Below are 25051 nucleotides of genomic sequence, written 5' to 3' on the forward strand. Positions count from 1 at the left end.
TCCGGAAGGTCTGCGGGCCGGCCGCCCCCGCGTCGGGGTCACGCGGCGACGGCGCCGAGGAGAGCGGCGACCGGCCCGCAGACCTTCCGGACGCTCCGGCGGGGGGCGAACGTCGGGATGGCGTCGCGGACGGTCATGGGTTCGACCCGGCGGTGGGGACCGACCGGGCGTATTCTCACCCAGAAACGGAATCGAGTTAATAGTTGCTCGTGTGTGTGACCCAATGCCGCGCCCGGCGGTCGCGGCCGACCGGCCACGCCCCCCGATCACCAGTACACTAAGGAAGGCCGGGAGCGTATCGCCGGTAGCCGTGTCCAGTAGCCTGCTCCCGGTGATCGCGGTCGTCCTCGTCTCGGGGCTCGGGGTCCAGCTCCTCGCGCACCGACTGCGGGTCCCCAGCGTCATCTTCTACCTCGCGATCGGGGTGCTGTTGGGGCCCGAGCTGCTGGGGCTGGTGACGCTGGAGACGTTCGGTGACGGCCTGGAGATCATCGTCGGGCTCAGCGTCGCGATCATCGTCTTCGAGGGGGCGTTCGCGCTCCGGATCGACCGGATCCGGCGCGCGTCGACGGCGTCGCTCCGGCTGGTGACCGTCAGCGCCCTCGTGATGTTCGTCGGGACCGCGGCCGCGGTCCGCGCCTTCACCGACGGCACCTGGGAGATCGCGCTCCTGATCGGCGCGCTGCTCGTGGCCACCGGCCCCACCGTCATCACGCCGATCCTCGACGTCGTCCGAGTGCGCGACCACGTCGCGACCGCGCTGGAGACCGAGGGGATCGTCAACGACGTGACGGCCGCGATCGTCGCGGTCGTCATCTTCGAGACGCTGCTGCTCGACGACCTCGGCGTCCCCGCGACGGTGGTCTCGTTCCTCCAGCGGTTCGGCGTCGGGGTCGCGGCGGGGCTGCTCGCCACGGTCGTCATCTACGCGCTGCTGGAGAGCGACCTCGTCCCCGAACGCGACGTGCAGGCGTCGCAGTTCCTCGTGCTCGCGGCCGCGATCGGGTCGTTCGCGGCCGCGGAGGCGGTCGCCGCGGAGGCGGGCATCGCGGCGGCGGCGACGAGCGGGATCCTCCTCGGGAACCTCGGGATCGACAACCGCGAGGAGATCGAGCGGTTCGCGCAGAACACCACCACGATCGTCTTATCGTTCGTGTTCATCTCGCTCGCGGCGCTTATCGACGTGGAGGCGATCGCCGGCCTCGGGCTCGGCGTGGTCGCGATCGTGGTCGTCGTCATGCTCGTCCTCCGGCCGCTGGGGGCGTTCATCGCGACGGCCGGCGTCGAGCGGTTCACCCGGCCCGAGCGGCTGTTCCTCGCGAGCGTCGGCCCGCGGGGGATCATCCCGGCGAGCGTGGCGACGCTGTTCGCCATCGAGCTGGAGCTCGCGGGCAGCGTCGCCGCCGGCGAGCTGCTCGTCGGCACGGTGTTCGCGGTCATCTTCGCGACGGTCCTCGTGGAGGCGGGGCTCGCGCGGCAGATCGGAGAGTTCCTCGGAGTGTCACCAATGCGCACGATAATCATCGGCGGGGGTCGGGTCGGCCAGGCGCTCGCCACGCGACTGGAGAACAGGGGCGAGTACGTCGTGGTCGTCGAGACGGACCCCGACGTCGTCGAGCGCGCGCGCTCGGCCGGGTTCACCGTCTACGAGGGCGACGGCAGCGACACGGAGACGCTGCGCGAGGCGCACATCGAGGACGCCAAGCGGTTCATCACGACGACGGCCGACGACGACATCAACCTCCTCGCCTGTCAGCTCGCGATCACTAAGTTCGACGTCGAGTCCGTCTACTCGCGCGTGAACGACCCGGACAACGTCGACGCCTTCGACAGCATCGGCGTCACCGGCATCGACGCCACGACCGCGACCGCGGTCGCCATCGACGACGAGATCGAGCGGCCCGCGCTCACCCACTGGATGAACGAGCTCGGCGACAGCCACGACGTTCAGGAGATCGAGGTGACCTCCGAGACGCTCGCGGGGCAGAGCATCCGCGACCTCAACGCGCAGATCCCCGACGGCACCTTCGTCGCCGTGGTCAGCCGCGACGGCGACAACCGCGTCCCCTCGGCGGACAGCGTCGTCGAGGTGGGTGACCACCTGACGTTCATCGGCGACACCGACGGGGTCCGCCGCGCGATGGAGCGCTTCCACCCGCACGACTAAGACGTACATTACGGCGTTCGAACCGCTCGCGGTGGGGGAACTGCGGCTGATGACCTGATTTTGAGCCATTTAGCAGCCGTAGGCGTTGTTGAAATACCACCATTCAGACATATTCTCGTCCGAAACAGCCGGTCGGTGAGATCCGCTTCGTGACTAATGACTGTAATTTAAGACATTCGGACATAACGAGTTTCATATGCCCTCCTCAAAACGTATTGCGGCGGTGTTGGTACTGATCGGTATCATTGGATTGGCGTATTCGGTACTGACTGGTCAAGTCATAATTGGAGCGTGGTTGACGCTTTCAGCATTTGGTGTCGCGGCACTGGTGTACTACGGCGATTCCGAACGTCATACGCTCACTCGTGCTGCGATCGCTGTCACGGTTGCCTATGGCATTTTTATGCGCCAGCTGCCGGTGGCTGTCATCGCCGCCTGTGTTGTCTACCTCTCTGCGTGGCTTACCGGACCAAACAGTCCGTTCAACGCACCCGACACAGCGATATTTCCTACTCGACAAACAACTGCTGAAGGATCAGAAGACACTGATTGACAGTCCTGATCTCTTGTACTGACCAGTCTACTACTGTTCCGTCTTGAGCGATCCGCGGTTCACCTGTACTGACCACAGTAGCCCGGAACCTGTCACCGCCTGAGGATTTCAACAGAGCCGAGCCGCACCAACGAGGCGTCCTGACGGAGTCCTGCGCGAGCGAAGCGAGCGCAGGGCCCGTCAGGACCGAACGCAGCGGCTGTCGAACGAAGTGAGACAGCCGCAAAGTGAGCGTCCTGACGGAGATTTGAACTCGGAACGACGGTCAGCCTCGCTTCGCTCGGCCGCTGCGACGTTCCTGCTCAAATCTCCGTGGAGTTTTCGGACACACGCACGGCTCGCTACGCTCGCCGTATTGTGTGTCCGAAAACGTCCTGACGGAGATTTGAACTCCGGTCCCTGGCTCCGCAAGCCAAGAGGATAGTCCACTACCCTACCAGGACTCATCTCTACATATCGCGGTAGAACTTAAGACGGTTACGGTCCGGCGGCCGCGTGCTCCCGGTCCGCACGGACTCTCCGGGCGGGATGAACACCTTTTGTATCGACGGGCACCATGAACCGCTATGCGACGCCTTCGAGCCGCGACCGCGCCCCGCGCCGGTCGCCCCGCCGACCGGCCGGGAGCCGGCGCGAACCCCGGGCAACGGCAACGCTTATGCGCGACCTCGCCGACCACGGAGGGACGAGTATGGGAGCCATAGAAGAGGTGTACGAGGACCTCGACACCGAGGTCGAGTTCGAGGAGTTCGAGGCCGCGGTCGAGGACAAGGTCGAGCAGATGGGCGGGCTCGCCGACGAGGAGACCGCCGCGATGCTCATCGCGCACGAGCTGCGCGACGAGGAGGCCGACACCATCGCCGACATCGAGCCGGGAATGAACGAGGTGAAGTTCCTCGGGAAGGTGACCGCCATCGGCGAGGTCCGGACCTTCGAGCGCGACGACGACGAGGCCGAGGAGGGCCGGGTGTGTAACGTCGACGTCGCGGACGCCTCCGGCTCCGTCCGGGTCGCGCTGTGGGACGACATGGCCGCGGCCGCCGAGGAGGAGCTCGAAGTCGGGCAGGTCCTCCGCGTCATGGGCCGCCCCAAGGAGGGGTACAGCGGCCTCGAAGTGAGCGCGGACAAGGTCGAACCGGACGAGGACGCCGAGGTCGACGTCCAGGTGCTCGACACCTACCGCGTCGAGGACCTCACGCTCGGCGCGTCCGACGTCGACCTCGTCGGTCAGGTGCTCGACACCGACTCGATCCGGACGTTCGACCGCGACGACGGCAGCGAGGGGCGCGTGGCGAACCTCACCGTCGGCGACGAGACGGGGCGCGTCCGCGTCACGCTGTGGGACGGGAAGGCCGACCTCGCCGAGGAGTTCGACCCCGGCGAGGTCGTCGAGGTCGGCGACGGCTACGTCCGCGAGCGCGACGGCGACTTAGAGCTCCACGTCGGCGACCGCGGCACCGTCGAGCGCGTCGACGAGGACGTCGAGTACGTCCCGGAGACGACCGACATCGCCGACCTCGAGATCGGCGAGACCGTCGACGTCGCCGGCGGCGTCATCGAGACGGACCCGAAACGGACGTTCGACCGCGACGACGGCAGCGAGGGGCAGGTCCGCAACGTCCGGATCAAAGACGAGACGGGCGAGATCCGCGTCGCGCTGTGGGGCGACAAGGCCGACCGCGAGATCGAACTGGCCGACCGCGTCGTCTTCACCGACGTGGAGATCCAGGACGGCTGGCAGGACGACCTGGAGGCGTCCGCGAACTGGCGCTCGACCGTCTCGGTCCTGGAGGGAGAGGGCGACGCGGCGGACGCCGCCGGCGGCGGACGCTCGGGCGACGACCGCGACGCCGACGAGACCGGGCTCGGCGCCTTCGCCGAGGACGGACGGAAGGCGGCCGCGGAGGCCGTCGCCGGCGAGGGCGGCGAGGACGAGGCGAGCGGCGCGGGCGGCGCCGCGGCCGCGACGGCGGAGCAGTCGGGCGAGGCGGTGGAGTTCACTGGGACGGTCGTCCAGACGGGCGACCCGGTCGTCCTCGACGACGGCCAGCGGACGAAGACGGTCGAGACCGACGCGAGCCTCCGCCTCGGCGAGGAGATTACCGTTCGCGGGCCGGAGCGAGACGGCACCATCGACGCCGACGACGTCTTCTGACGCGGCCGGCTCCCCTCCGGAACCGGCGGCCACGCGGGTAACGGAAAGCGTTATACGATACACGGACGCGACTGTGTGTATGAGTGTCGAGTTGCCGTTCGCGCCGGTCGACGGGATCATCCGGCGGAACGCGGGGGAACTCCGCGTCAGCGCGGACGCCGCCGAGGAGCTCGCGCGACGGATCCAGTCGCACGGCGCGGAGCTGGCCGTCGACGCGGCCGAGCGGGCGACCGCGGACGGTCGGAAAACGCTGATGGCGGCCGACTTCGGGGTCGAGCAGGTCGTCAGCCGCGAGGACCTCACGCTGCCGGTCGCGCCCATCGACCGGATCGCTCGGCTCCGGATCGACGACCGGTACCGCGTGGGCGTCGACGCGCGGGTCGCGCTGGCGGACATCCTGGAGGACTACGCGGACAACGTCGCGAGCGCGGCCGCGACGCTGGCCCGCCACGCGGACCGACGGACGGTACAGGCCGAGGACATCGAGACGTACTTCGCGCTGTTCGAGTAGATGCGGTTCGGCTACAGCGAGCGGTGCCTCGACCACGACACCGGCGAACGACACCCGGAGAACCCGGACAGGCTCCGCGCGATCCGCCGCGGGCTCGCCAAGCGCCACGGCGTCGAGTACGTCGAGGCCGACCCCGCCGAGAAGGCGGCGGTCACGGCGGTCCACGACGCCGCGTACGTCGACGAGCTCGAGTCGTTCGTGGCGGACGGCGGCGGGAGCTGGGACCCCGACACCGTCGCAAGCGACGGGACGTGGGACGCCGCGCTCGCCTCCGCCGGCCTCGCCCAGTGGGCGGCCCGCGCGGCGCTCGACGGCTCGACCGGTCGACAGACGCCGTTCGCGCTCGGCCGCCCCCCGGGCCACCACGCAGTCACCGACGACGCGATGGGCTTCTGCTTCTTCAACAACGCCGCCGTCGCGGCCCAGACGGCGCTCGACGAGGACCTCGCGGACCGCGTCGCGATCTTCGACTGGGACGTCCACCACGGCAACGGGACGCAGGACATCTTCTACGACCGCGGCGACGTCTTCTACGCGTCGCTCCACGAGGACGGCCTCTACCCGGACACCGGCGATCTCGACGAGACCGGCGAGGGGGACGGCGAGGGGGCGACCGCGAACCTCCCGCTGGCGGCCGGCGCCGGCGACGCCGACTACCTCTACGCCGTCGACGAGGGGATCGCGCCCGCCGTCGACCGGTTCGACCCCGACCTGCTGATCGTCTCCGCGGGCTTCGACGCGCACCGCCACGACCCCATCTCGCGGATGCGCGTCTCCTCGGAGGGGTACGCGCTGTTAACCGACCGGATCCGGACGCTCGCCGAGAACGTCGGCGCCGCGGACGCGTACGTGCTGGAGGGCGGCTACGGGCTGGACACGCTGGCCGAGGGCGTCTCGATGGTCCACGAGACGTACGACGGGCGGCCGCCCGTGGACACCGACGAGGATCCCGACGCCAAGACGGAGTCGCTCGTCGACGACCTCCGGGCGGAACTGGGCCTGTAAGGCGCGGGGAGTCGCTTCGCTTTCTTGTTCAAATCCCTTCTGGGTACGTCGACGCCGGATTCGCTCGTCGCTACCGCTCCTCGTTCGTAGTCGGCGTCGAGAAGAACGCCCGGAGCGGGATTTGAACCCGCGTCACGACCGTGACAGGGTCGTATGATGGGCCACTACACCATCCGGGCAGACAGCGACAGCGCCCCGAAACGTGGGGACGCCCGGAGCGGGATTTGAACCCGCGTCACGACCGTGACAGGGTCGTATGATGGGCCACTACACCATCCGGGCTTGTCGCATCAGTTCGTATCCCTGTCTGGCAAATAAGGCTTGTCATCCCTGACGGGAGTGCGGGTGGGTGACAGGGAACTGCGGCCCGCGGGCCGCGACGTTGCGGGGCCGGTCGGGGTCGCGGCCGGTATGCTTTTGTGCCGACCGCGCGTGTATGGGAGTGTCGCTCGCCCCGCGACCGTGAGCCGCGCGCGGCGCGCTTGGTAACTCTTATGCCGCTGGCGTATATATGAATCTGTAGTATCTCGTGATAGCTTCTCCCCACCACCAGCACCCATGGTAGACGTAAGCCAACACGAACTCGTCCCGGACCACGTTCTCCTCGACGACCCCGAGGAGGTCGAGGAGGTCCTGGCGGAGTACGACGTGAAGAAAACGAATTTACCGAAGATCAAGCGCACAGACCCCGCGCTCCCCGACGAGGCCGAAGTCGGTGACGTGGTGAAGATCGTCCGCGACTCCCGTACGACCGACGAGGCGGTCGTGTACCGACTGGTCGTCTCATGAACAGGCAAGACCGACGCGTGGTTTCACGCGAGTACTTCTCGGACGAACGGCTCGCCGAACACCACTTCCGCTCGTTCAACAACTTCCTGGACCGCGGCATGCAGGAGGTGGTCGACGAGAAGGAGACGATCGAGACGGACATCGGCGACAAGGAGGGCCAGGAACCGGTGTACGTCGAGCTCGGCGACGTGCGGATGGTCACCCCGCGGGTCCGCGAGGCCGACGGCTCCGAGGAGCTGCTCTACCCGCAGGAGGCGCGCCTCCGGAACATCACCTACTCGGCGCCCGTGTTCATGGAGATGTCCATCGTGCGCGGCGGCGAGGACGAGCCCGAACAGGTCGTCAACACGACCGAGACCAAGGTCGGCCGGATGCCGATCATGGTCGGCTCGGACAAGTGTAACATGGCGGGCTTCTCCGACGAGGAGCTCATCGACATCGGCGAGGACCCCGTCGACCCCGGCGGCTACTTCATCGTCAACGGCTCCGAGCGCGTGCTGATGACCTCGGAGGACCTGGCGCCGAACAAGATCCTCGCGGAGTACGACTCGAAGTACGGCGACGAGATCCAGGTCGCGAAGACGTTCTCCCAGCGCCGCGGGTACCGCGCGCTGGTCCTCTGTGAGCGCAACCGCGAGGGGCTGCTCGAAGTGTCGTTCCCCTCCGTCTCCGGCTCTATCGACTTCGTGACGCTGGTCCGCGCCCTCGGGCTCGAATCCGACGAGGAGATCGTCCACCGCGTCTCGGACGACCCCGAGATCGTGAAGTTCATGCTGGAGAACTTAGAGGAGGCCTCGGTCCAGACGACCGAGGAGGCCATCGAGACCCTCGGCGAGCGCGTCGCCTCCGGTCAGGGGAAGAACTACCAGCTCAAGCGGGCGAACTACGTCATCGACCGCTACCTGCTCCCGCACCTCCACGAGGAGGGCGTCGACGAGGAGGACGTGCGGATCAACAAGGCGTACTACCTCTGCCGGATGGCCGAGGCGTGCTTCGAGCTCGCCTTAGACCGCCGGGAGGCCGACGACAAGGACCACTACGCGAACAAGCGCCTGAAGGTCTCCGGCGACCTCATGCGTGACCTGTTCCGCACCGCCCTGAACAAGCTGGCGCGCGACGTGAAGTACCAGCTCGAACGCGCGAACATGCGGAACCGGCAGCTCACGGTCAACACGGTCGTCCGCTCGGACGTGCTGACCGAGCGGCTCGAACACCCGATCGCGACGGGCAACTGGGTCGGCGGCCGCTCGGGCGTCTCCCAGCTCGTCGACCGGACGGACTACATGGGCGTGCTCTCGCACCTGCGGCGCCTGCGGTCGCCGCTGTCGCGGTCGCAGCCGCACTTCGAGGCGCGGGACCTCCACGCGACCCAGTGGGGTCGCATCTGTCCCTCCGAGACCCCGGAGGGGCCGAACTGCGGGCTCGTGAAGAACTTCGCGCAGGCGATGGAGCTCTCGCAGACGGTCGAGGACGAACAGGGGCTGAAACGAGAACTGGCGTCGATGGGTGTCGAGGGGATCCCCGGCATCGAGGGCGTCGACCGACAGACGGCGGACGACTGATCATGGCACAAGCAGAACGCGAAGCGAAGGTGTACGTCAACGGGAGCCTCGTGGGCACCCACGAGAACCCCCACGAGCTCGCGGAACAGATCCGCGAGGCGCGCCGCCGGGGCGACGTCTCGGAGATGGTGAACGTCTCGGTCAAAGACCGGACCCGCGAGGTCATCGTCAACGCCGACGCGGGGCGGGCGCGGCGCCCGCTCATCGTCGTCGAGAACGGCGAGCCCCTCCTCGGCGACGAGGAGATCGAGGCCCTCGAACGCGGCGACGTCGAGTTCGAGGACCTCGTCGAGCGCGGCTACGTCGAGTTCATCGACGCCGAGGAGGAGGAGGACATCCTCGTCGCCGTCGACGAGGAGGACGTGACCGAGGACCACACGCACCTCGAGATCGACCCGCAGCTCGTCTTCGGCATCGGCGCGGGGATGATCCCGTACCCAGAACACAACGCTAGCCCGCGGATTACCATGGGCGCGGGGATGATGAAGCAGTCGCTCGGGCTCCCCTCGGCGAACTACCGGATCCGGCCGGACACGCGCCAGCACCTCCTCCACTACCCGCAGCTGGCGATGGTGAAGACGCAGACCTCCGACCAGATCAGCTTCGACGAGCGGCCGGCGGCGCAGAACTTCGTCGTCGCCGTGATGTCCTACGAGGGGTTCAACATCGAGGACGCGCTGGTGATGAACCAGGGCTCCGTCGACCGCGCGCTCACCCGCTCGCACTTCTTCCGGACCTACGAGGGCGAGGAGCGCCGCTACCCCGGCGGCCAGGAGGACCGCTTCGAGATCCCGGACCAGGACGTGCGCGGCGCCCGCGGCGAGGACGCCTACACGCACCTCGACGAGGACGGCCTCGTCAACCCGGAGACGAAGGTCGACGAGTCCTCCGTCCTGCTCGGCAAGACCAGCCCGCCGCGCTTCCTCGAAGAGCCGGACGACATGGGCGGGCTCTCCCCGCAGAAGCGCCGCGAGACCTCGGTGACGATGCGCTCGGGCGAGTCGGGCGTCGTCGATACCGTGACGCTGATGGAGGGCGAGGACGGCTCCAAGCTCTCGAAGGTGAAGGTGCGCGACCAGCGGGTCCCCGAGCTCGGGGACAAGTTCGCGTCCCGACACGGACAGAAGGGCGTCGTGGGCCACCTCGCGCCCCAGGAGGACATGCCGTTCACCGAGGAGGGAGTCGTCCCCGACCTCGTGATGAACCCGCACGCGCTGCCGTCGCGGATGACGGTCGGCCACGTGCTGGAGATGCTCGGCGGCAAGGTCGGCTCGCTGCGCGGCTCGCGGGTCGACGGCACGCCGTTCCAGGGCGAAGACGAGGAGGAGCTCCGCGACCAGCTCGAGGAGTACGGCTTCAAGTCCTCCGGCAAGGAGGTCATGTACTCCGGCGTCACGGGCGAGAAGATCGACGCCGAGATCTTCGTCGGGACGATCTTCTACCACAAGCTGTACCACATGGTGTCGAACAAGCTCCACGCCCGCTCGCGCGGGCCGGTGCAGGTGCTCACGCGCCAGCCGACCGAGGGGCGCGCCCGCGAGGGCGGCCTGCGCGTCGGGGAGATGGAGCGCGACACGATCATCGGCCACGGCGCGTCGATGGTGCTCAACGAGCGACTCCTGGAGTCCTCCGACGCCGAGACGGTCCACGTCTCCGCGGAGACCGGGCTCGTCGCCGTCGAGGACCGCGAGCAGCGCCGCGTGTACGACCCGGTCACGGGCGACGAGGACGACATCCACGAGCTGGAGGTCAGCTACGCGTTCAAGCTCCTGCTCGACGAGATGATCGCCCTCGGCATCCGACCGAAACTCGAACTGGAGGACGCGATTTAGATGTCAACGCAAACACCGAAAGTGCTCGGCGGGATCGACTTCGGCCTCATGGACCCGGAGACGTACCGGGACATGTCCGCGACGAAGGTGATCACGGCCGACACGTACGACGACGACGGCTATCCGATCGACATGGGGCTGATGGACCCGCGACTGGGCGTCATCGACCCCGGCCTGGAGTGCCGAACCTGCGGTTCCCACTCCGGGTCCTGTAACGGCCACTTCGGCCACATCGAGCTGGCCGCCCCGGTCATCCACGTGGGCTTCACGAAGCTCATCCGGCGGCTGCTCCGCTCGACGTGCCGCGAGTGCGGGCGGCTCGCCTTAGACGACGCGCAGCGCGACGAGTTCCGCGACCGCTACGAGCGGGCGAAGGAGCTTGGCGACGACGAGCACGACGTGCTGAAGGCCGCCGTCCGGCAGGCCCGGAAGGCGTCGACCTGCCCGTTCTGCGGCGAGCCGCAGGCGGACATCAAACACGAGAAGCCGACCACCTACTACGAGGTCCAGGACGTGCTCTCGGGCGACTACTCCGAGCGCATCGCGGCCGCGATGCAGCCCGACGAGGAGGAGGACGACCCGGGCACCTCCCCGCAGGAGCTCGCCGACGCGACCGACATCGCCCTCGACCGGATCAACGAGATCATGGCCGGCGAGTTCCGCCCGCGCAAGGAGGACCGCCGCGCCATCGAGAAGGCGCTCGACGTCGACCTCACCGAGGAGGACATGAACAAGCTGATGCCCTCGGACATCCGCGACTGGTTCGAGGACATCCCGGACGAGGACCTCGAAGTGCTCGGCATCGACGCCGAACACTCCCGGCCGGAGTGGATGATCCTGACGGTGCTGCCGGTGCCGCCGGTGACCACCCGTCCCTCCATCACGCTGGACAACGGCCAGCGCTCCGAGGACGACCTCACCCACAAGCTGGTCGACATCATCCGGATCAACCAGCGGTTCATGGAGAACCGCGAGGCCGGCGCCCCGCAGCTGATCATCGAGGACCTCTGGGAGCTCCTCCAGTACCACGTCACCACGTTCGTCGACAACGAGATCAGCGGGACGCCCCCGGCGCGACACCGCTCCGGGCGCCCGCTGAAGACCCTCAGCCAGCGGCTGAAGGGCAAGGAGGGCCGCTTCCGCGGCTCGCTGTCCGGCAAGCGCGTCAACTTCTCCGCCCGGACGGTCATCTCGCCCGACCCGACGCTCTCGCTGAACGAGGTCGGCGTGCCCGACCGCGTGGCCAAGGAGATGACCCAGACGCTCAACGTCACTGAGCGCAACGTCGAGGAGGCGCGGCAGTACGTCCGGAACGGGCCCGAGGCCCACCCCGGCGCGAACTACGTGCGCCGCCCCGACGGTCGCCGCCTGAAGGTGACCGAGAAGAACTGCGAGGAGCTCGCCGAGAAGGTCGAGGCCGACTGGGAGGTGAACCGCCACCTCGTGGACGGCGACATCGTGATCTTCAACCGGCAGCCCTCGCTGCACCGGATGTCCATCATGGCCCACGAGGTCGTGGTGATGCCGTACAAGACGTTCCGGCTCAACACCGTCGTCTGTCCGCCGTACAACGCCGACTTCGACGGCGACGAGATGAACATGCACGCGCTCCAGAACGAGGAGGCCCGCGCCGAGGCCCGCGTCCTCATGCGCGTCCAGGAGCAGATCCTCTCGCCCCGCTTCGGCGGGAACATCATCGGCGCCATCCAGGACCACATCTCCGGCACCTACCTGCTCACCCACTCGAACCCCGAGTTCACGGAGACCCAGGCGTTGGACCTGCTCCGCGCCACGCGCGTGGACGAGCTGCCCGAGGCCGACGGCGTCGACGACGACGGCCGCGAGTTCTGGACCGGTCGCACGCTGTTCTCGGAACTGCTCCCGGACGACCTGGACCTCTCCTTCGCCTCCTCGGCCGGCGACGAGGTCGTCATCGAGGGCGGCCAGCTGATCGAGGGCACCATCGACGAGGACGCGGTCGGCGCGTTCGGCGGCGAGGTCGTCGACACGCTCACGAAGGAGTACGGCGAGACCCGCGCCCGCGTGTTCATCAACGAGATCGCGTCGCTGGCGATGCGCGCGATCATGAACTTCGGGTTCTCGATCGGGATCGACGACGAGTCGATCCCGCCGGAGGCCGAAGAGCAGGTCGACGACGCCATCGAGAGCGCCTACGACCGCGTCCAGGAGCTCATCGAGACGTACGAGGCCGGCGAGCTGGAGTCGCTCCCGGGCCGCGGCGTCGACGAGACCCTGGAGATGAAGATCATGCAGACGCTCGGGAAGGCCCGCGACTCGGCCGGCGAGATCGCCGACCAGCACTTCGGCGACGACAACCCGGCGGTCGTGATGGCCCGCTCCGGCGCCCGCGGTTCGATGCTGAACCTGACGCAGATGGCCGGCTCGGTCGGCCAGCAGGCGGTCCGCGGCGAGCGGATCAACCGCGGCTACGAGGACCGGACGCTCTCGCATTACCGGCCGAACGACCTCTCCTCGGAGGCCCACGGCTTCGTGGAGAACTCCTACCGCGGCGGGCTCACGCCCCAGGAGTTCTTCTTCCACGCGATGGGCGGCCGCGAGGGGCTCGTCGACACGGCGGTCCGGACCTCCAAGTCCGGCTACCTCCAGCGCCGGCTCATCAACGCGCTCTCCGAGCTGGAGGCGCAGTACGACGGCACGGTCCGGGACACCTCGGGCCGGATCGTCCAGTTCGAGTTCGGCGAGGACGGCACCTCGCCGGTGAAGGTCTCCTCCGGCGAGGAGGACGGCATCGACGTCGAGGGGATCGTCGACCGCGTGGTCGACGCGGAGTTCGCCTCGGACGAGGAGAAGGAGCGGTTCCTCGGCGAGCGCGAGCCGCCGACGAACCTCTCGGAGCACGCCGGGCCGGGGCTGAACAAGGCCGGTGGGCCGGGGGTGGAGTCCGATGACTGAGTACGACCACGTCACCGACGACATGGAGGCGGTCGTGGAGGCGACCGAGCTCCCACGTCGGCTCAAGACGAAGGTGTACGAGGCCATCGACCGGAAGGCCGAGGAGGCTGGCGAGGTCACCATCGAGCAGGCGACCGACATCGTCGACGGCGTCGTGAACCGCTACGAGCAGACGCGGGTCGACCCCCTCGACCCCGTCGGGACGGTCTCGGCGCAGTCGATCGGCGAGCCCGGGACGCAGATGACGATGAACACGTTCCACTACGCGGGCGTCGCGGAGATCGACGTCACGCAGGGGCTCCCCCGGCTCATCGAGCTGGTGGACGCCCGGAAGACGCCGGACACGCCGATGATGACGGTCCACCTCGACGGCGAGTACGCGACCGACCGCGAGAAGGCCCACGAGGTCGTCTGGTCGATCGAGGCGACGCGCATCCTCGCGCTCGGCGACGTGTCGACGAACGTCGCGGACATGCTGGTCCGGATCGACCTGAACGACGACACCCTCTTGGAGCGGTGGCCCACCCACTCTGACCCGACGGAGGTCGCGGAGATCATCGCCGAGACGATCGAGGACTCGCTCGGCGTCGAGACCCGACAGGCCGGCACGGTCATCGAGTTCGGCCCCAACGAGCCGAGCTACCGCGAGCTGCTCCAGCTCGTCGAGCGGCTCCGGGAGATCGTGTTCAAGGGCATCGAGGAGATCGAGCGCGTCGTCATCCGCAAAGAGGAGATCGACGGCGACGAGGAGTTCGTCCTCTACACCGAGGGGTCGGCGTTCGGCGACACCCTCGACATCGAGGGCGTCGACGCCTCGCGGACGACGTGTAACAACATCCACGAGATCTACCGGAACCTCGGGGTCGAGGCGGCCCGCGAGACGATCATCGACGAGACGAAGAACACGCTCGAAGAGCAGGGGCTCGACGACGTGAACGTCCGGCACCTCATGCTCGTCGCCGACATCATGACGAACAACGGCGAGATCGAGTCGATCGGCCGGCACGGCATCTCCGGCAACAAGGACTCGGTGCTCGCGCGCGCGGCGTTCGAGGTGACGGTCAACCACCTGCTCGACGCCGCGATCCACGGCGAGTACGACGACCTCGACGGCGTCATCGAGAACGTCATCGCCGGCAAGCCCATCTCGATGGGGACCGGCGACGTCGACCTCCGGATGGGGTCGCGCGTCGTGAGCGACGACTAATGCGCGTCGAGCTCTCCGACGAGGCGCGGCGGTACATCGGCCGGTTCGACGATCTGACCGGGGTCACGCCGACCGACTGCCTCGTGGAGGGCGACCGGCTCGTGTTCGTGGTCCCGGCCGGCGAGATGGCGGCCGCGATCGGCCAGGGCGGCGAGACCGTCGCGGAGGCCGAACGGCGGCTCGACAAGTCGATCGAACTGGTCGAGGACGCGGACACCGCCGAGGCGTTCGTCGCCAGCACGCTCGCGCCGGCGGCCGTCAACGCCGTCACCATCTCCGAGCAGAACGACCGCGTGGCGTACGTCGAGGTCCCGGAGGCCGACCGCGGCGTCGCCATCGGCGCGGACGGCGCGAACATCGAGACCGCCCGCCGGCTCGCGGAGCGGCACTACGACGTCGACGACGTGCAGCTGACCTGACGGCGAACCCACGCCCTTTTGCCGACGCGCCCGTTCCTCGTCGCATGGACCGGAGACGCTTCCTCGCCGGAGTCGGCGCCGGCGCCGCGGTCGGCGCCGCCGGCTGTCTCGGCGGCGACTCGGCGGAGCGGCCGTTCCCCGACGCCGACTGGCGGAGCGAGGACGGCCTCGACGTCGCGACCCTCGCGGAGCGGCACGCCGCCGCGCTCGTCGACGCCGGGGGCGCCACGCTGTTCTCGACGGCGGCGACGAGCCACGACGGAGACGCGGAGCCGACCCCGTGGCTCCCGTCACAGGAGTACGAGGCCGCCTACGACCTCGAAAACGGCCGCCAGTACGTGCGACAAGAGGTGACCGAGACCGACGAGCCGGACGTCTCGGAGCTGTACGTCGCCGACGGGGTGGCGCTGATCCGTCGCGAGACGGCCGACGGGACGCGGTACGGTCGGCAGTCGACGGACCGCTCGGCGAGCGAGCTCGAATCGGCGATGCGCGCGGAGGTCCTGACTGGGATTCGCGTCGGGAACGAGACCGCGAGCGGCGAGACGGCGTACGAGGGGCTGAACCTCTGGGCCCCGACGAGTGACGGCGCGGGCGAGGTGCGCGGGGAGCCGACCGCGCGGTTCGCGTCCGACTCCTTCGACGGCGACCGGAACGTTCCCGAGACCGTCGAGACGGCGTCGGCGACCGTCCACGTGTACGAGTCCGGCGTCGTGCCGCGGCTCGAACAGTCGTGGGCGGGCGAACACGACGGGCAGGGGGCGACGGTCGACGTCGACATCGACTACCGCGACCTCGGCGCGACGGTGACGGAGCCGGCGTGGGTCGCGACGGCGCGCGACGAGACGAGCGGCTGACGCCCCGTCCCGTTCCGGACGAAACGACGGGCGCTCTCGTCCGCTTACCGGCTCAGCGGGAGCGAACGTCCGTCGTTTCCGACAACCGACGCCCCGTGAAACACCCTCAGATCCGTCGAGAGGTACCGCTCGGAGGATCTGAGGCCGTTTCGCGACGGAGAAAGACGACGCTTAAGTAGCTCCGTTCGGAAATAGGCGTACGATGGCGAACGGCAAGTACGCGGCCCGTAAGCTCAAAAAGGACCGGCAGAAGCGCCGCTGGTCCGACTCCGAGTACGCTCGGCGAGAGCGCGGGCTCAAGACGAAGTCCGACCCCCTGGAGGGTGCCCCGCAGGCGCGCGGCATCGTCCTCGAAAAGGTCGGCATCGAGGCAAAGCAGCCGAACTCGGCGATCCGAAAGTGCGTTCGGGTTCAGCTCATCAAGAACGGGAAGCAGGTCACCGCGTTCTGTCCCGGTGACGGCGCGATCTCCTTCATCGACGAGCACGACGAGGTCACCATCGCCGGGATCGGCGGTGCGAAGGGTCGCGCGATGGGCGACCTCTCCGGCGTCAACTACAAGGTCGAGAAGGTCAACGGCGTGTCGATGATCGAACTGGTTCGCGGGAACGCGGAGAAGCCGGTCAGATGAGCGGCGAGGAGACCGAGGCGCCGTCCGAGGAGGACGTCGCCGCCGACGAGCCGGACCCGGACGCGCCCGCCTCCAGCGAGGCCGCCAACGAGAACGCCCAGCTGTTCGGCGTCTGGGACGTCACCGAGATCGCCTACGAGGACCCCTCGACGAAGCGGTACATGACGGTGACGCCCATCGCCCATACGATGGGTCGCCACGCGTCCAAGCAGTTCAAGAAGTCCGAGATCTCGCTGGTCGAGCGGCTGATCAACCGCCTGATGCAGACCGAGGAGAACACGGGCAAGAAGCAGCAGGCGACGCGGATCGTCCGCGACGCCTTCGACATCGTCCACGAGCGGACCGAGGAGAACCCGGTCCAGATCCTCGTGACGGCCGTCGAGAACGCCGCGCCCCGCGAGGAGACCGTCCGCCTGAAGTACGGCGGCATCTCCGTCCCGAAGGCCGTCGACGTCGCGCCCCAGCGCCGCGTCGACCAGGCGCTGCTGTTCATCTCCGACGCCGTCGCCAGCGCGACGTACAAGTCGTCGACGCCCGCCGCCGAGGCGCTCGCGAACGAACTCGTCGCCGCCGCCGACTACGACGTCGAGGGCTCCTACTCCATCTCGCAGAAGGAGGAGCGCGAGCGCGTCGCCGCCGCGGCCCGCTGAACTCGGCCGCCGGCGCTTTCTCTCTCGTCTCTCTCCCGTCGGCCACCCGCGGGTCCGTCCCGATCGGGTCGCCGGTCGTCGATTCCGTCGTCGCGTCCCCACTTCTCGTCGGTCAGTAAATTCGTCGCGTACCGGTCGGAATAGCCGGGCGTCGCACCGTCGCTGTCGGCGCGTGAAAAAACGAGACCGTCGGCGTCGAGCGGTCCGCTCGGCCGTCGGCGTCGAGCGGTCCGCTCGGCCGTCGGCTCAGTCGTCGGCCGGCGCCGCGCCGGAGCCGCCGTCGGCGTGCTGCTGTTTGACCCACGAGAGCTTGCCGCCGGCCGCGAGGATGTCGCGCTCGCGCTCGGAGGCGTCGAGGTCGGCGGTGAACTCCCACTCGCCGTTGACGCTCACGGTGAACTCCTCCTGCCCGGAGCGGACGCCCGCGGGCACGTCGTCGACGATTTCGAGGTCGTCGCCCTGGTCGATCTTCTCGTACGTCTCCTCGTCGATCGCCAGCGGGACGATCCCGAAGTTGAAGAGGTTCGCCTTGTGGATGCGGGCGAAGCTCTGGGCGAAGACGGCCTCGATGCCGAGGTACATCGGACAGAGCGCGGCGTGTTCGCGCGAGGAGCCCTGGCCGTAGTTCTCGCCGGCCACGAGGACGCCGCCGTCGGCGTCGAGCGCGCGCTCGGCGAACGTGTCGTCGACGCGCGAGAGCGTGAACTCGGAGAGCTTCTCGATGTTCGAGCGGAACTTCAGGATGTCCGCCGTCGCCGGGATGATGTGGTCGGTGGTGATGTTGTCCTCCATCTTGAGGAGGGCCTCGCCGCCGTCCACGTCGATCCCGTCTTTCAGCGGCACGTCGCCGATGTTCGGGCCCTTGACGAGTCCGTCGTCGATCGCCTCGTCGGGCGAGATGATGTCCGAGTCGTCCTTCCCCATGCCGGGGCCGTACTTCGTCCCCATCTCCAGGCCGGGGGCCTCGAGGTCGCCGAGCTCGTCCGCGAGGTCACGCGGGTCGACGATCTCGCCGGTGATGGCCGCCGCGGTGGCGACCTCGGGCGAGCAGAGGAAGACGGAGTCGTCCTCGATGCCGGAGCGACCCTCGAAGTTGCGGTTGAAGGTGCGCAGCGAGACGGAGTCGGAGGCGGGCACGTGGCCGATACCGATACACGCGCCGCAGGTCGCCTCGGAGAAGTTGACGCCGGCCGCCATCATCTCCGCGGTCCAGCCCTCGCGGGCCAGCATCTCGGAGGCCTGCTTCGAGCCGGGCGCGACGATCATCTCGGTCTGCTTGGCGACCTCGCGGCCCTCCAGCATCTTCGCGCTGGGGAGGATGTCCTCGTAGGCGCCGTTGGTACAGGAGCCGACGATGACCTGCTCGACGTCGGTGCCCTCGTACTCGCTGACGGGGGCGACGTTGTCGGGCATCGAGGGCGCGGCCACGAGCGGCTCGAGCTCGTTTAAGTCGACCTCGATCGTCTCCGCGTACTCCGCGTCGTCGTCGGGCTGGAGGTCGACGTACTCGTCCTCGCGGTCCTGGCGCGCGAGCCAGTCCTTCGTCTTCTCGTCGGTCGCGAAGATCGAGGAGGTGGCGCCGAGCTCGGTGCCGAGGTTCGTGATCGTGGTACGCTCGGGGATCGTGAGCTTCTCGGCGCCGGGGCCGGTGTACTCGAAGATCTTGCCGACGCCGCCCTTGACGGTGAGTTCGCCGAGCAGGTGGAGCGCGATGTCCTTGGCGGTCGCCCACTCGGGCAGCTCGCCCTCGAGGTGGACGTTGACGACCTCGGGCATCTCGACGTAGTAGGGGCCGCCGCCCATGGCGACGGCGATGTCGAGCCCGCCCGCGCCGATCGCGAGCTGGCCGAGCCCGCCGGGGGTCGGCGTGTGCGAGTCGGAGCCGAGCAGCGTCTTGCCGGGCGCGGCGAAGTTCTCCTTGTGGACCTGGTGGCAGATGCCGTTGCCGGGCCGCGAGAAGTAGGCGCCGTACGTGCCGGCCGCGGAGCGGAGGAAGCGGTGGTCGTCGGTGTTCTTGAAGTCGAACTGGTACGTCTGGTGGTCGCAGTACTGCGCGGCGAGCTCCGTCTGGACCTCGTCCATCTCGAGGGCCTCGAACTGGAGCCACACCATCGTCCCCGTCGTGTCCTGGGTCAGCACCTGGTCGATCTCGATGCCGATCTCCTCGCCGGGCGTCAGCTCGCCCTCGACGAGATGGTCATCGAGGATCTTCTCGGTAATCGTTTGTCCCATAGTACGCGATGATGGCCCTCCCGTGGATATAAAACCCGCGAGTTTCCAGAAGATCGACCGTGTTAGATCCCGCGATACGGCAACCTTCGCCCCGATCTCCGCGTGGTACCACGCACCGTGAAATACGTAGCCGTCCCGAGTGTTTTAGGACATTAAACGCCTGAAACGGCCGAAATCGGCCGAATAGACGGTCCCGGAGATACCGGCCGGTTCCCCCGCCGGCGCCGCGACTCGCGGGCGACACCGTTTTGGCTCGCCCGCGGTTCCGGACGCGCATGTTCGACTCGGGAGCCGCGGTCGCGGCGGCGCTGGAGGCGGCCGGCGCCGACCTCGACGACGCGCAGCGACAGCCGAACGGCGTCGACCTCACCGTCGACGCGGTGTTCGCACAGACCGAACCGGGCCGCCTCGGACGCGACGGCAAGCGCGTGGGCGAGCGGCGGGAGCTGGAGCCCCGTGGCGACTGCTACCGGCTCGAACGCGGGAGCTACGTCGTGCGCTACGGCGAGCCGGTGCGGATCCCCGAGGGCCGGATCGGCTTCGTCCTCCCGCGCTCGACGCTGCTGCGGAACGCCTGTACCCTCGACACCGCGGTGTGGGACGCGGGCTACGAGGGCGTCGGCGAGGGCCGGCTCGACGTGGGTCACCCGATCGAGATCGAGCCGGGCGCGCGGATCGCGCAGCTCGTCCTCGCCGCGGCCGACCACGACGGGACGTACGAGGGCGCCTACCAGGAAGAGAACCTCTGAGCGGGCGGTCCGGGGCCGCCCCCGTCCGGGAACCCCCAGAGGGCGACTACGCCTCGTCCCAGTCCCCGCCGACGCGGTCGATGCCCATCATGTCCTCGCCCGCGTGTTCGGTGAACGCGACCTTCCAGTTCGGCCCGGGGACGCCGAACGCCTCGACCGCCCGCTCCATCACGGCCAGCGCGAACGCGCGCTTGTACTCGAAGGGCGGCCCTCGCGGATCTCGGCGTCTAAGAACAGGAGCGGGCCGTCGACCGCCCGCCCGATCGCCATCGCCGACGGCTCGCGCTCGGCGATCGTCACGGCGACGTGTCCGGCCGTCGTCTCCATCTCCTCGGTGTACCGGTCGGTGACGAACGCGACGAACGACTCCCGCTCCGCGGGCGACAGCGACAGCGTGGTCGAGAAGTGTAACAGGGGCATACCTGCGGTTCGGCCGGGTGCGACTTCGCGCTATCGGCCCAGGAGTGCGACTTCGCGTGCGGACGCCTCGGCCCGCGCGGCGGCTGCGCGAGCGCGTCGCTCGGTACGTAAAGGAACGAACGGCACGCCCGTGCCGGGAAAAGATGGCACGAGCGTGTCGTTCTGTAGGTCCCCGCTGACGCTTCGGCCCTCCAAGCGAAGCGTCACCTAAAACAAGCGGTGGTAGACACTTAAGCGTGCCGGGGGCGGCAGCGTTGTCGTATTAGTCAGCGGCGACGCGTTCACAACACGCGGTCAACAGGAACCGGGAATCCGCCCGACTGCGACCCGACGACCGCCGATCTGTCTGTCGATCCGACCCGACTACTGCCGTGCGGGGTGGTCCGCGCGGAGCCGCGTCTGCCCCTCGCCGAGGAGCCGCTCGCGGAGCGTCTCCCCCGGGGGCTCGGCGTCGGCCGGGGGGACGAGGCCGCGCTCGCGCAGCTCCGGGACGACGAGGTCGACGAAGTCGACGAGCGAGTCCGGGCGGACGACCTCCTTGACGTTGAACCCGTGGACGCCGACCTCCTCGTGCCAGCGCTGGAGCTCGGCGGCGACGCGCTCGGGGGTCCCGACGATCTTCGGCGAGGTGGTGCCGAGCCCGCAGAACTCCGCGACCTCGCGCACCGTCCACTCCCGGTCGGGCTGGGCCTTCGTGAAGGCGTTCATCGTCCCCTGGATCGCGTCCGTCTCGATGTGTTCGACCTTCTGGTCGGGGTCGAGCTCGGAGAGGTCCATGTCGAGGAAGCCGGAGAGCAGCGCGAGCGTCGCCTCGACGTCGACGTGCCGCTTGTACTCCTCGTACTTCGCCTCCGCGAGCGCCTGCGTCTCGCCGACGACCGGCACCACGCCGATGAAGAAGCGGAGGCTCTCGGGGTCGCGGCCGGCGTCGGCCGCGCGCGCCTTCACGTCCTCCATGTACTCGACGACGCCCTCCTCCGTCGGCTGGCTGGCGAAGACGGCCTCGGCGTTGCGCGCGGCGAACGAGCGGCCGTAGTCGGAGGAGCCGGCCTGGTAGACGACCGGGGTGCGCTGCGGCGACGGCTCGCAGCCGTGCGGGCCCGGCACCGAGAAGTGGTCGCCCTCGTGGTCGACCGCGTGGACCTTCTCCGGGTCGGTGTACCGGCCCGCCTCGCGGTCGCCCTCGACGGCGTCCTCCTCCCAGGAGTCCTCCCACAGCTTGTAGCAGACGTCGAGGAACTCGTCGGCGCGGTCGTAGCGCGTCTCCTTGTCGATCCGCTCGTCGAGCCCGAGGTTCTCGGCGGCCGACTCCAGGTAGGAGGTGACCACGTTGATCGCGACCCGCCCGTCGGTGAGGTGGTCGAGCGTCGAGAACTCGCGCGCGAGCTGGTAGGGGTGAGTGTACGTCGTCGAGCGCGTCACCGCGAAGCCGAGGTCGTCCGTGACCTCCGCCATCGCGGGGACGACGAGCTGCGGGTCGTTCGCGGGCGTCTGGACGGCCTTCCCGACGGCGGTCTCGCGGTCGTCGCCGTACACGTCGTAGATGCCGCGCACGTCCGCGAAGAACACCGCGTCGAACCCCCCGCGCTCGGCGGTGCGCGCGACCTCGGTCCAGTACTCGCGGTCGGCGTAGTCCGCCGACCGGTCGCCGGGGTACCGCCACGACCCGGGCGAGACGTGCTCCACCGAGGCCATGGTAAAGAGGTTGAGGTGTAGGTGATCGGACACGGCCCTCGGTACGCGCTCCGGGGTAATACGGGCACAGGAAGTGGCGGGACTTGTCGCGGTCACGGACGGACTCCCGGGACTCGACGACCGCGGCCGAGGTCGACGCGGGGCGCGTTACGCCGAGACCGACTCCGGCGAGGAGACGTACGCGGCGAAGTCGGAGGTGGTGATGATGCCGATGGGCGTCCCCCCGTCGACGACCGGGACGTGGTGGAACCCGTGTTCGAGCATCGTCTCGGCGACGGCCGCCACGCCGTCCTGCGCGCCCGCCGTGATCGGATCGCGCGTCATGTACCGCTCGACGGTCGTCTCTGCCTTCGGCCGGCTCTTCGCGACGATGTCGACGAAGTCCGTGGAGGTCAAGATTCCGACGAGCTCCCCGTCGTCGTCGACGACCAGCACCGAGCTGATGTCGTTGTCGAGCAGCACGGCGGCCGCGTCCTCGACCAGCGTGTCCGGCGTCACCGTGTGGAGGTCCGTCGACATCAGCCGCGCGACGAACACGTCTTCGATCTCGTCCATACCCGAAACAGCCGCCCTCACCGTATAAGCGTTCTCACAGATACCGTGAGAGCCCGGACTGCCGGCGCGGCCCGGCCCCCTCGGGCTCCGCGACCCACGCCGTCCGCTCGTCGCGGAGGCGGTCGCGGTCCGCCGTGGTCGGGTCGGCCGGCTCGAAGGCGGGACACCCGCTCCCGCACTCGCGGCCGGGGTCGACCACGCGGTCGAAGTGCGCGCAGCGGGGCCGCCCGTCGGCGGTCGCCTCGCCGTGCGCGCACGCCGGCGGCTCGGGGCGCCACCCCTTCCCGTACGCGCGCTCGGCGACCCGGCGCCGCTTGCGCGCCTTCGCCTCGGGACCGACCAGGGCGACGTCCGTGCGGGAGGGGCGCTCGGCGCGGATCTCGACGCCGGGGGCGTCCGGGTCGAGCGGCGTCGGCTCGCGGACCACCTCGCGCTCGCCCGTCTCCGGGTCGAACCGCCAGACGCCGACCGCCTCCGGGATCCGGTTGAGGTGCGCGCGGGTGACGTAGGAGGCGGTCGCGAGCACGACCTCGTCGAACAGGCCGAGCGCGGCGTCGTAGCGCAGCTGCGCCTCCAGCTCGCCCGGCGTCCCGAGGTCGGGCTTGTTCTCGACGGCGACGAGGCCGCCGACCCAGTCGTCCGGGTAGCGCGCCGTCGCGCGCACGGCGTCCCGCCCGTCCCGCCGCTCGCGTTCGAGGTAGCCGACCTCGACGGCCCGGTCGACGACGGCCGCGGCGCGGTCCGGCGGGAGGTCGAACGCCTCGGCGACGGGCACGGCCTCGCCCGGGCCGACGGCGGCCTCGACGGCGGGGTCCGGGATCCGCTCGGCGCTGATCGCGGCCCGGTCGTCGAAGCCGGGCCCCCGCGACAGCAGGCAGACGTCGACGATGCGCGTCCCGGGCGTCTCGACGCCCGCGCCGAGCTGGCGGGCGACGATCCGGTCGGGGGATTCGAGCGCGGCGCACAGCGCCAGCTCGAACCGGTACTCCATGGGTGAGGAAGGGACGCGGCGGGCTAAAGCGCGTCGGCGACCGCGCTCGGGCTCCGGTTCCGCCCGCCCCCGGTCGTCGCCATCGCGCTGGTCGTCGTCGCGCTGCTCGCGCTCGGCGCGCTCCCCAGCTACCTCGGCAGCGGCGACCCCTACTACCTCACGGTCGAACCGATCGAGACGAACGGCACCGCGGCCGACGTGAACAACGTCTCCGACCGCCGGTACCCGTACCTGATCGGCGCGATAGAGAGCGACGACGGTCGGTCGAAGGGCTACCAGACCGGCCCGTACGGCGTGAAGGAGTGGTTCACGCACACGCCGTTCGACGAGGTGGACGCGCTCACCCAACAGGTGCCCGGCGCCGCGACCGAGGGCGGCGTGCGGGTGCGCCGCGACGGCGAGGTGTACCACGCCGAGGTGGTCCGACCGTGACGGGCGACCGCGGCGGGCACGCGGGCGACGCCCCCGCCGACGCGCCGGCGGCCGACCTCCGCGACCTCCCCGCGTTCTCCGACGGCCGCAACCACTCGCTGCCGGGCGAGCCGGAGTGGCCCGTCAGGGAGGTCGCGGTCGAGTACGACGAGGGGTGGTTCGTCGGCGGCTACGACCGCGTCGAACAGCCCGACGGGACGGAGAAGAAGTACTACTGGGCGGAGCTGTCGCCCGCGACCGTCATCGTCGCGGTCGCCGACGACCGCGTGCTGTTCGTCGAGCAGTACCGCCCCACCGTGCGGAACACGCAGCTGGAGCTCCCGGCGGGGGTCGTCGAGGCCGGCGAGTCGTACACCGAGGCCGGGGCCCGAGAGCTCGCCGAGGAGACCGGCTTCGAGCCGTCGTCGACCTCGCTGCTCCAGGAGGTGTGGTGTTCGACGGGCGTGCTGCGCCACCGGCGCGGCTACGTGTTCGCCGAGGGGCTGGAGCCGGTCGACGTCGACCACGACAGCAACGAGTTCCTCGCCCCGCGGTCGGTCCCGGTCGAGGAGGCGTTGGCGACCGCGCGGGAGCCGCCGACGAACGACGCGACCCTTGAGGGGCTCCTGCTCGCCGAGCGCGAGGGACTGCTGTAGGCGCCCGCCGCCGGACCGCGACCCGTCGGTGCCCGACCGCCGCCGCGAACCGGCGCAGAACCCGACGCAC

21 protein-coding genes, 3 tRNA genes and 1 pseudogene are annotated in these 25051 nt (G+C 69.3%); 17 read left to right on the top strand and 8 right to left on the bottom strand.

Annotated elements, in window-relative coordinates:
• Positions 1–331 precede the first annotated feature (331 nt).
• Both EXE50_RS11155 and EXE50_RS11160 read left to right on the top strand, forming a co-directional pair.
• The gene (locus EXE50_RS11155; RefSeq protein WP_053770174.1) at positions 332–2167 is read left to right on the top strand and encodes a cation:proton antiporter; all 1836 of its coding nucleotides are present in this window, start codon (positions 332–334) and stop codon (positions 2165–2167) included.
• Between the two features lie 196 nt (positions 2168–2363).
• Entirely contained in the window at positions 2364–2720 is a 357-nt protein-coding gene (locus EXE50_RS11160) for a hypothetical protein (RefSeq protein ID WP_137705120.1), read from the top strand.
• Between the two features lie 370 nt (positions 2721–3090).
• Here EXE50_RS11160 and EXE50_RS11165 read toward each other — a convergent pair.
• Positions 3091–3163: transfer RNA gene (locus tag EXE50_RS11165), tRNA-Arg, on the bottom strand.
• 248 nt (positions 3164–3411) lie between these two features.
• Between EXE50_RS11165 and EXE50_RS11170 the strand changes: the two genes are divergently transcribed.
• From EXE50_RS11170 to EXE50_RS11180, 3 genes are all read left to right on the top strand, one after another.
• On the top strand, positions 3412–4875 hold the full coding sequence (locus EXE50_RS11170) for a single-stranded DNA binding protein (protein WP_199241433.1): 1464 nt from the start codon (positions 3412–3414) through the stop codon (positions 4873–4875).
• Positions 4876–4954: 79 nt separating this feature from the next.
• On the top strand, positions 4955–5386 hold the full coding sequence (locus EXE50_RS11175) for a histone family protein (RefSeq protein WP_004599099.1): 432 nt from the start codon (positions 4955–4957) through the stop codon (positions 5384–5386).
• Positions 5387–6391, top strand: a complete 1005-nt coding sequence (locus tag EXE50_RS11180) for a histone deacetylase (RefSeq protein ID WP_053770172.1) — start codon at positions 5387–5389, stop codon at positions 6389–6391.
• Between the two features lie 106 nt (positions 6392–6497).
• Here the strand turns inward: EXE50_RS11180 and EXE50_RS11185 are convergent.
• Together EXE50_RS11185 and EXE50_RS11190 are read right to left on the bottom strand one after the other, a co-directional pair.
• Positions 6498–6570, bottom strand: a tRNA-Asp gene (locus tag EXE50_RS11185).
• A 30-nt stretch (positions 6571–6600) separates the two neighbouring features.
• Positions 6601–6673: transfer RNA gene (locus EXE50_RS11190), tRNA-Asp, on the bottom strand.
• A 276-nt stretch (positions 6674–6949) separates the two neighbouring features.
• Between EXE50_RS11190 and EXE50_RS11195 the strand changes: the two genes are divergently transcribed.
• The 9 genes from EXE50_RS11195 (at position 6950) to EXE50_RS11235 (ending at position 17272) form a co-directional block, all read left to right on the top strand.
• Positions 6950–7180, top strand: coding sequence for a DNA-directed RNA polymerase subunit H (locus EXE50_RS11195; RefSeq protein ID WP_004599097.1), 231 nt, complete (start codon positions 6950–6952; stop codon positions 7178–7180).
• Positions 7177–8742: a DNA-directed RNA polymerase subunit B'' gene (locus EXE50_RS11200; RefSeq protein WP_137705122.1), complete on the top strand. Its 1566-nt coding sequence runs from the start codon at positions 7177–7179 to the stop codon at positions 8740–8742. The genes EXE50_RS11195 and EXE50_RS11200 overlap by 4 nt, the downstream gene beginning before the upstream one ends.
• 2 nt (positions 8743–8744) lie before the next feature.
• A complete protein-coding gene (gene rpoB / locus EXE50_RS11205) occupies positions 8745–10574 on the top strand; it encodes a DNA-directed RNA polymerase subunit B (RefSeq protein WP_053770170.1) in 1830 nt (609 codons plus the stop codon).
• The gene (locus EXE50_RS11210; protein WP_199236338.1) at positions 10575–13508 is read left to right on the top strand and encodes a DNA-directed RNA polymerase subunit A'; all 2934 of its coding nucleotides are present in this window, start codon (positions 10575–10577) and stop codon (positions 13506–13508) included.
• On the top strand, positions 13501–14715 hold the full coding sequence (gene rpoA2 / locus EXE50_RS11215) for a DNA-directed RNA polymerase subunit A'' (RefSeq protein ID WP_053770168.1): 1215 nt from the start codon (positions 13501–13503) through the stop codon (positions 14713–14715). Before EXE50_RS11210 ends, rpoA2 begins: the two co-directional genes overlap by 8 nt.
• On the top strand, positions 14715–15134 hold the full coding sequence (locus EXE50_RS11220; protein WP_053770167.1) for a NusA-like transcription termination signal-binding factor: 420 nt from the start codon (positions 14715–14717) through the stop codon (positions 15132–15134). The genes rpoA2 and EXE50_RS11220 overlap by 1 nt, the downstream gene beginning before the upstream one ends.
• A gap of 44 nt (positions 15135–15178) precedes the next feature.
• Positions 15179–15991 carry a hypothetical protein gene (locus EXE50_RS11225; protein WP_137705123.1) on the top strand — a complete coding sequence of 271 codons (813 nt, stop codon included), beginning with the start codon at positions 15179–15181 and terminating at the stop codon, positions 15989–15991.
• A gap of 202 nt (positions 15992–16193) precedes the next feature.
• Positions 16194–16622, top strand: a complete 429-nt coding sequence (locus EXE50_RS11230; protein ID WP_006111505.1) for a 30S ribosomal protein S12 — start codon at positions 16194–16196, stop codon at positions 16620–16622.
• Positions 16619–17272, top strand: a complete 654-nt coding sequence (locus EXE50_RS11235; RefSeq protein ID WP_053770165.1) for a 30S ribosomal protein S7 — start codon at positions 16619–16621, stop codon at positions 17270–17272. The genes EXE50_RS11230 and EXE50_RS11235 overlap by 4 nt, the downstream gene beginning before the upstream one ends.
• 246 nt (positions 17273–17518) lie before the next feature.
• Here the strand turns inward: EXE50_RS11235 and EXE50_RS11240 are convergent, their stop codons facing one another.
• A complete protein-coding gene (locus tag EXE50_RS11240; protein WP_121600376.1) occupies positions 17519–19504 on the bottom strand; it encodes an aconitate hydratase in 1986 nt (661 codons plus the stop codon).
• A 275-nt stretch (positions 19505–19779) separates the two neighbouring features.
• Here EXE50_RS11240 and EXE50_RS11245 point away from each other — a divergent pair, with 275 nt between their 5' ends.
• Positions 19780–20253, top strand: a complete 474-nt coding sequence (locus tag EXE50_RS11245) for a deoxyuridine 5'-triphosphate nucleotidohydrolase (protein ID WP_053770163.1) — start codon at positions 19780–19782, stop codon at positions 20251–20253.
• 46 nt (positions 20254–20299) lie between these two features.
• On the opposite strand, the pseudogene EXE50_RS11250 reads toward EXE50_RS11245, so the two are convergent.
• The 4 genes and pseudogenes from EXE50_RS11250 to EXE50_RS11265 form a co-directional block, all read right to left on the bottom strand.
• Positions 20300–20673 (bottom strand): annotated as a pseudogene (locus tag EXE50_RS11250) (tautomerase).
• A 363-nt stretch (positions 20674–21036) separates the two neighbouring features.
• Entirely contained in the window at positions 21037–22401 is a 1365-nt protein-coding gene (locus tag EXE50_RS11255) for an LLM class flavin-dependent oxidoreductase (RefSeq protein WP_137705124.1), read from the bottom strand.
• 114 nt (positions 22402–22515) lie between these two features.
• On the bottom strand, positions 22516–22923 hold the full coding sequence (locus EXE50_RS11260; RefSeq protein WP_053770161.1) for a cyclic nucleotide-binding/CBS domain-containing protein: 408 nt from the start codon (positions 22921–22923) through the stop codon (positions 22516–22518).
• Positions 22924–22957: 34 nt separating this feature from the next.
• On the bottom strand, positions 22958–23914 hold the full coding sequence (locus EXE50_RS11265; protein WP_137705125.1) for a DUF5787 family protein: 957 nt from the start codon (positions 23912–23914) through the stop codon (positions 22958–22960).
• An 81-nt stretch (positions 23915–23995) separates the two neighbouring features.
• Between EXE50_RS11265 and EXE50_RS11270 the strand changes: the two genes are divergently transcribed.
• Both EXE50_RS11270 and EXE50_RS11275 read left to right on the top strand, forming a co-directional pair.
• Positions 23996–24346, top strand: coding sequence for a hypothetical protein (locus EXE50_RS11270; protein WP_137705126.1), 351 nt, complete (start codon positions 23996–23998; stop codon positions 24344–24346).
• The gene (locus EXE50_RS11275; RefSeq protein ID WP_053770158.1) at positions 24343–24981 is read left to right on the top strand and encodes an NUDIX hydrolase; all 639 of its coding nucleotides are present in this window, start codon (positions 24343–24345) and stop codon (positions 24979–24981) included. The genes EXE50_RS11270 and EXE50_RS11275 overlap by 4 nt, the downstream gene beginning before the upstream one ends.
• Positions 24982–25051: the final 70 nt, after the last annotated feature.

The organism is Halorubrum sp. ARQ200 (genome assembly GCF_005435115.1).
Lineage (GTDB): Archaea > Halobacteriota > Halobacteria > Halobacteriales > Haloferacaceae > Halorubrum > Halorubrum tropicale.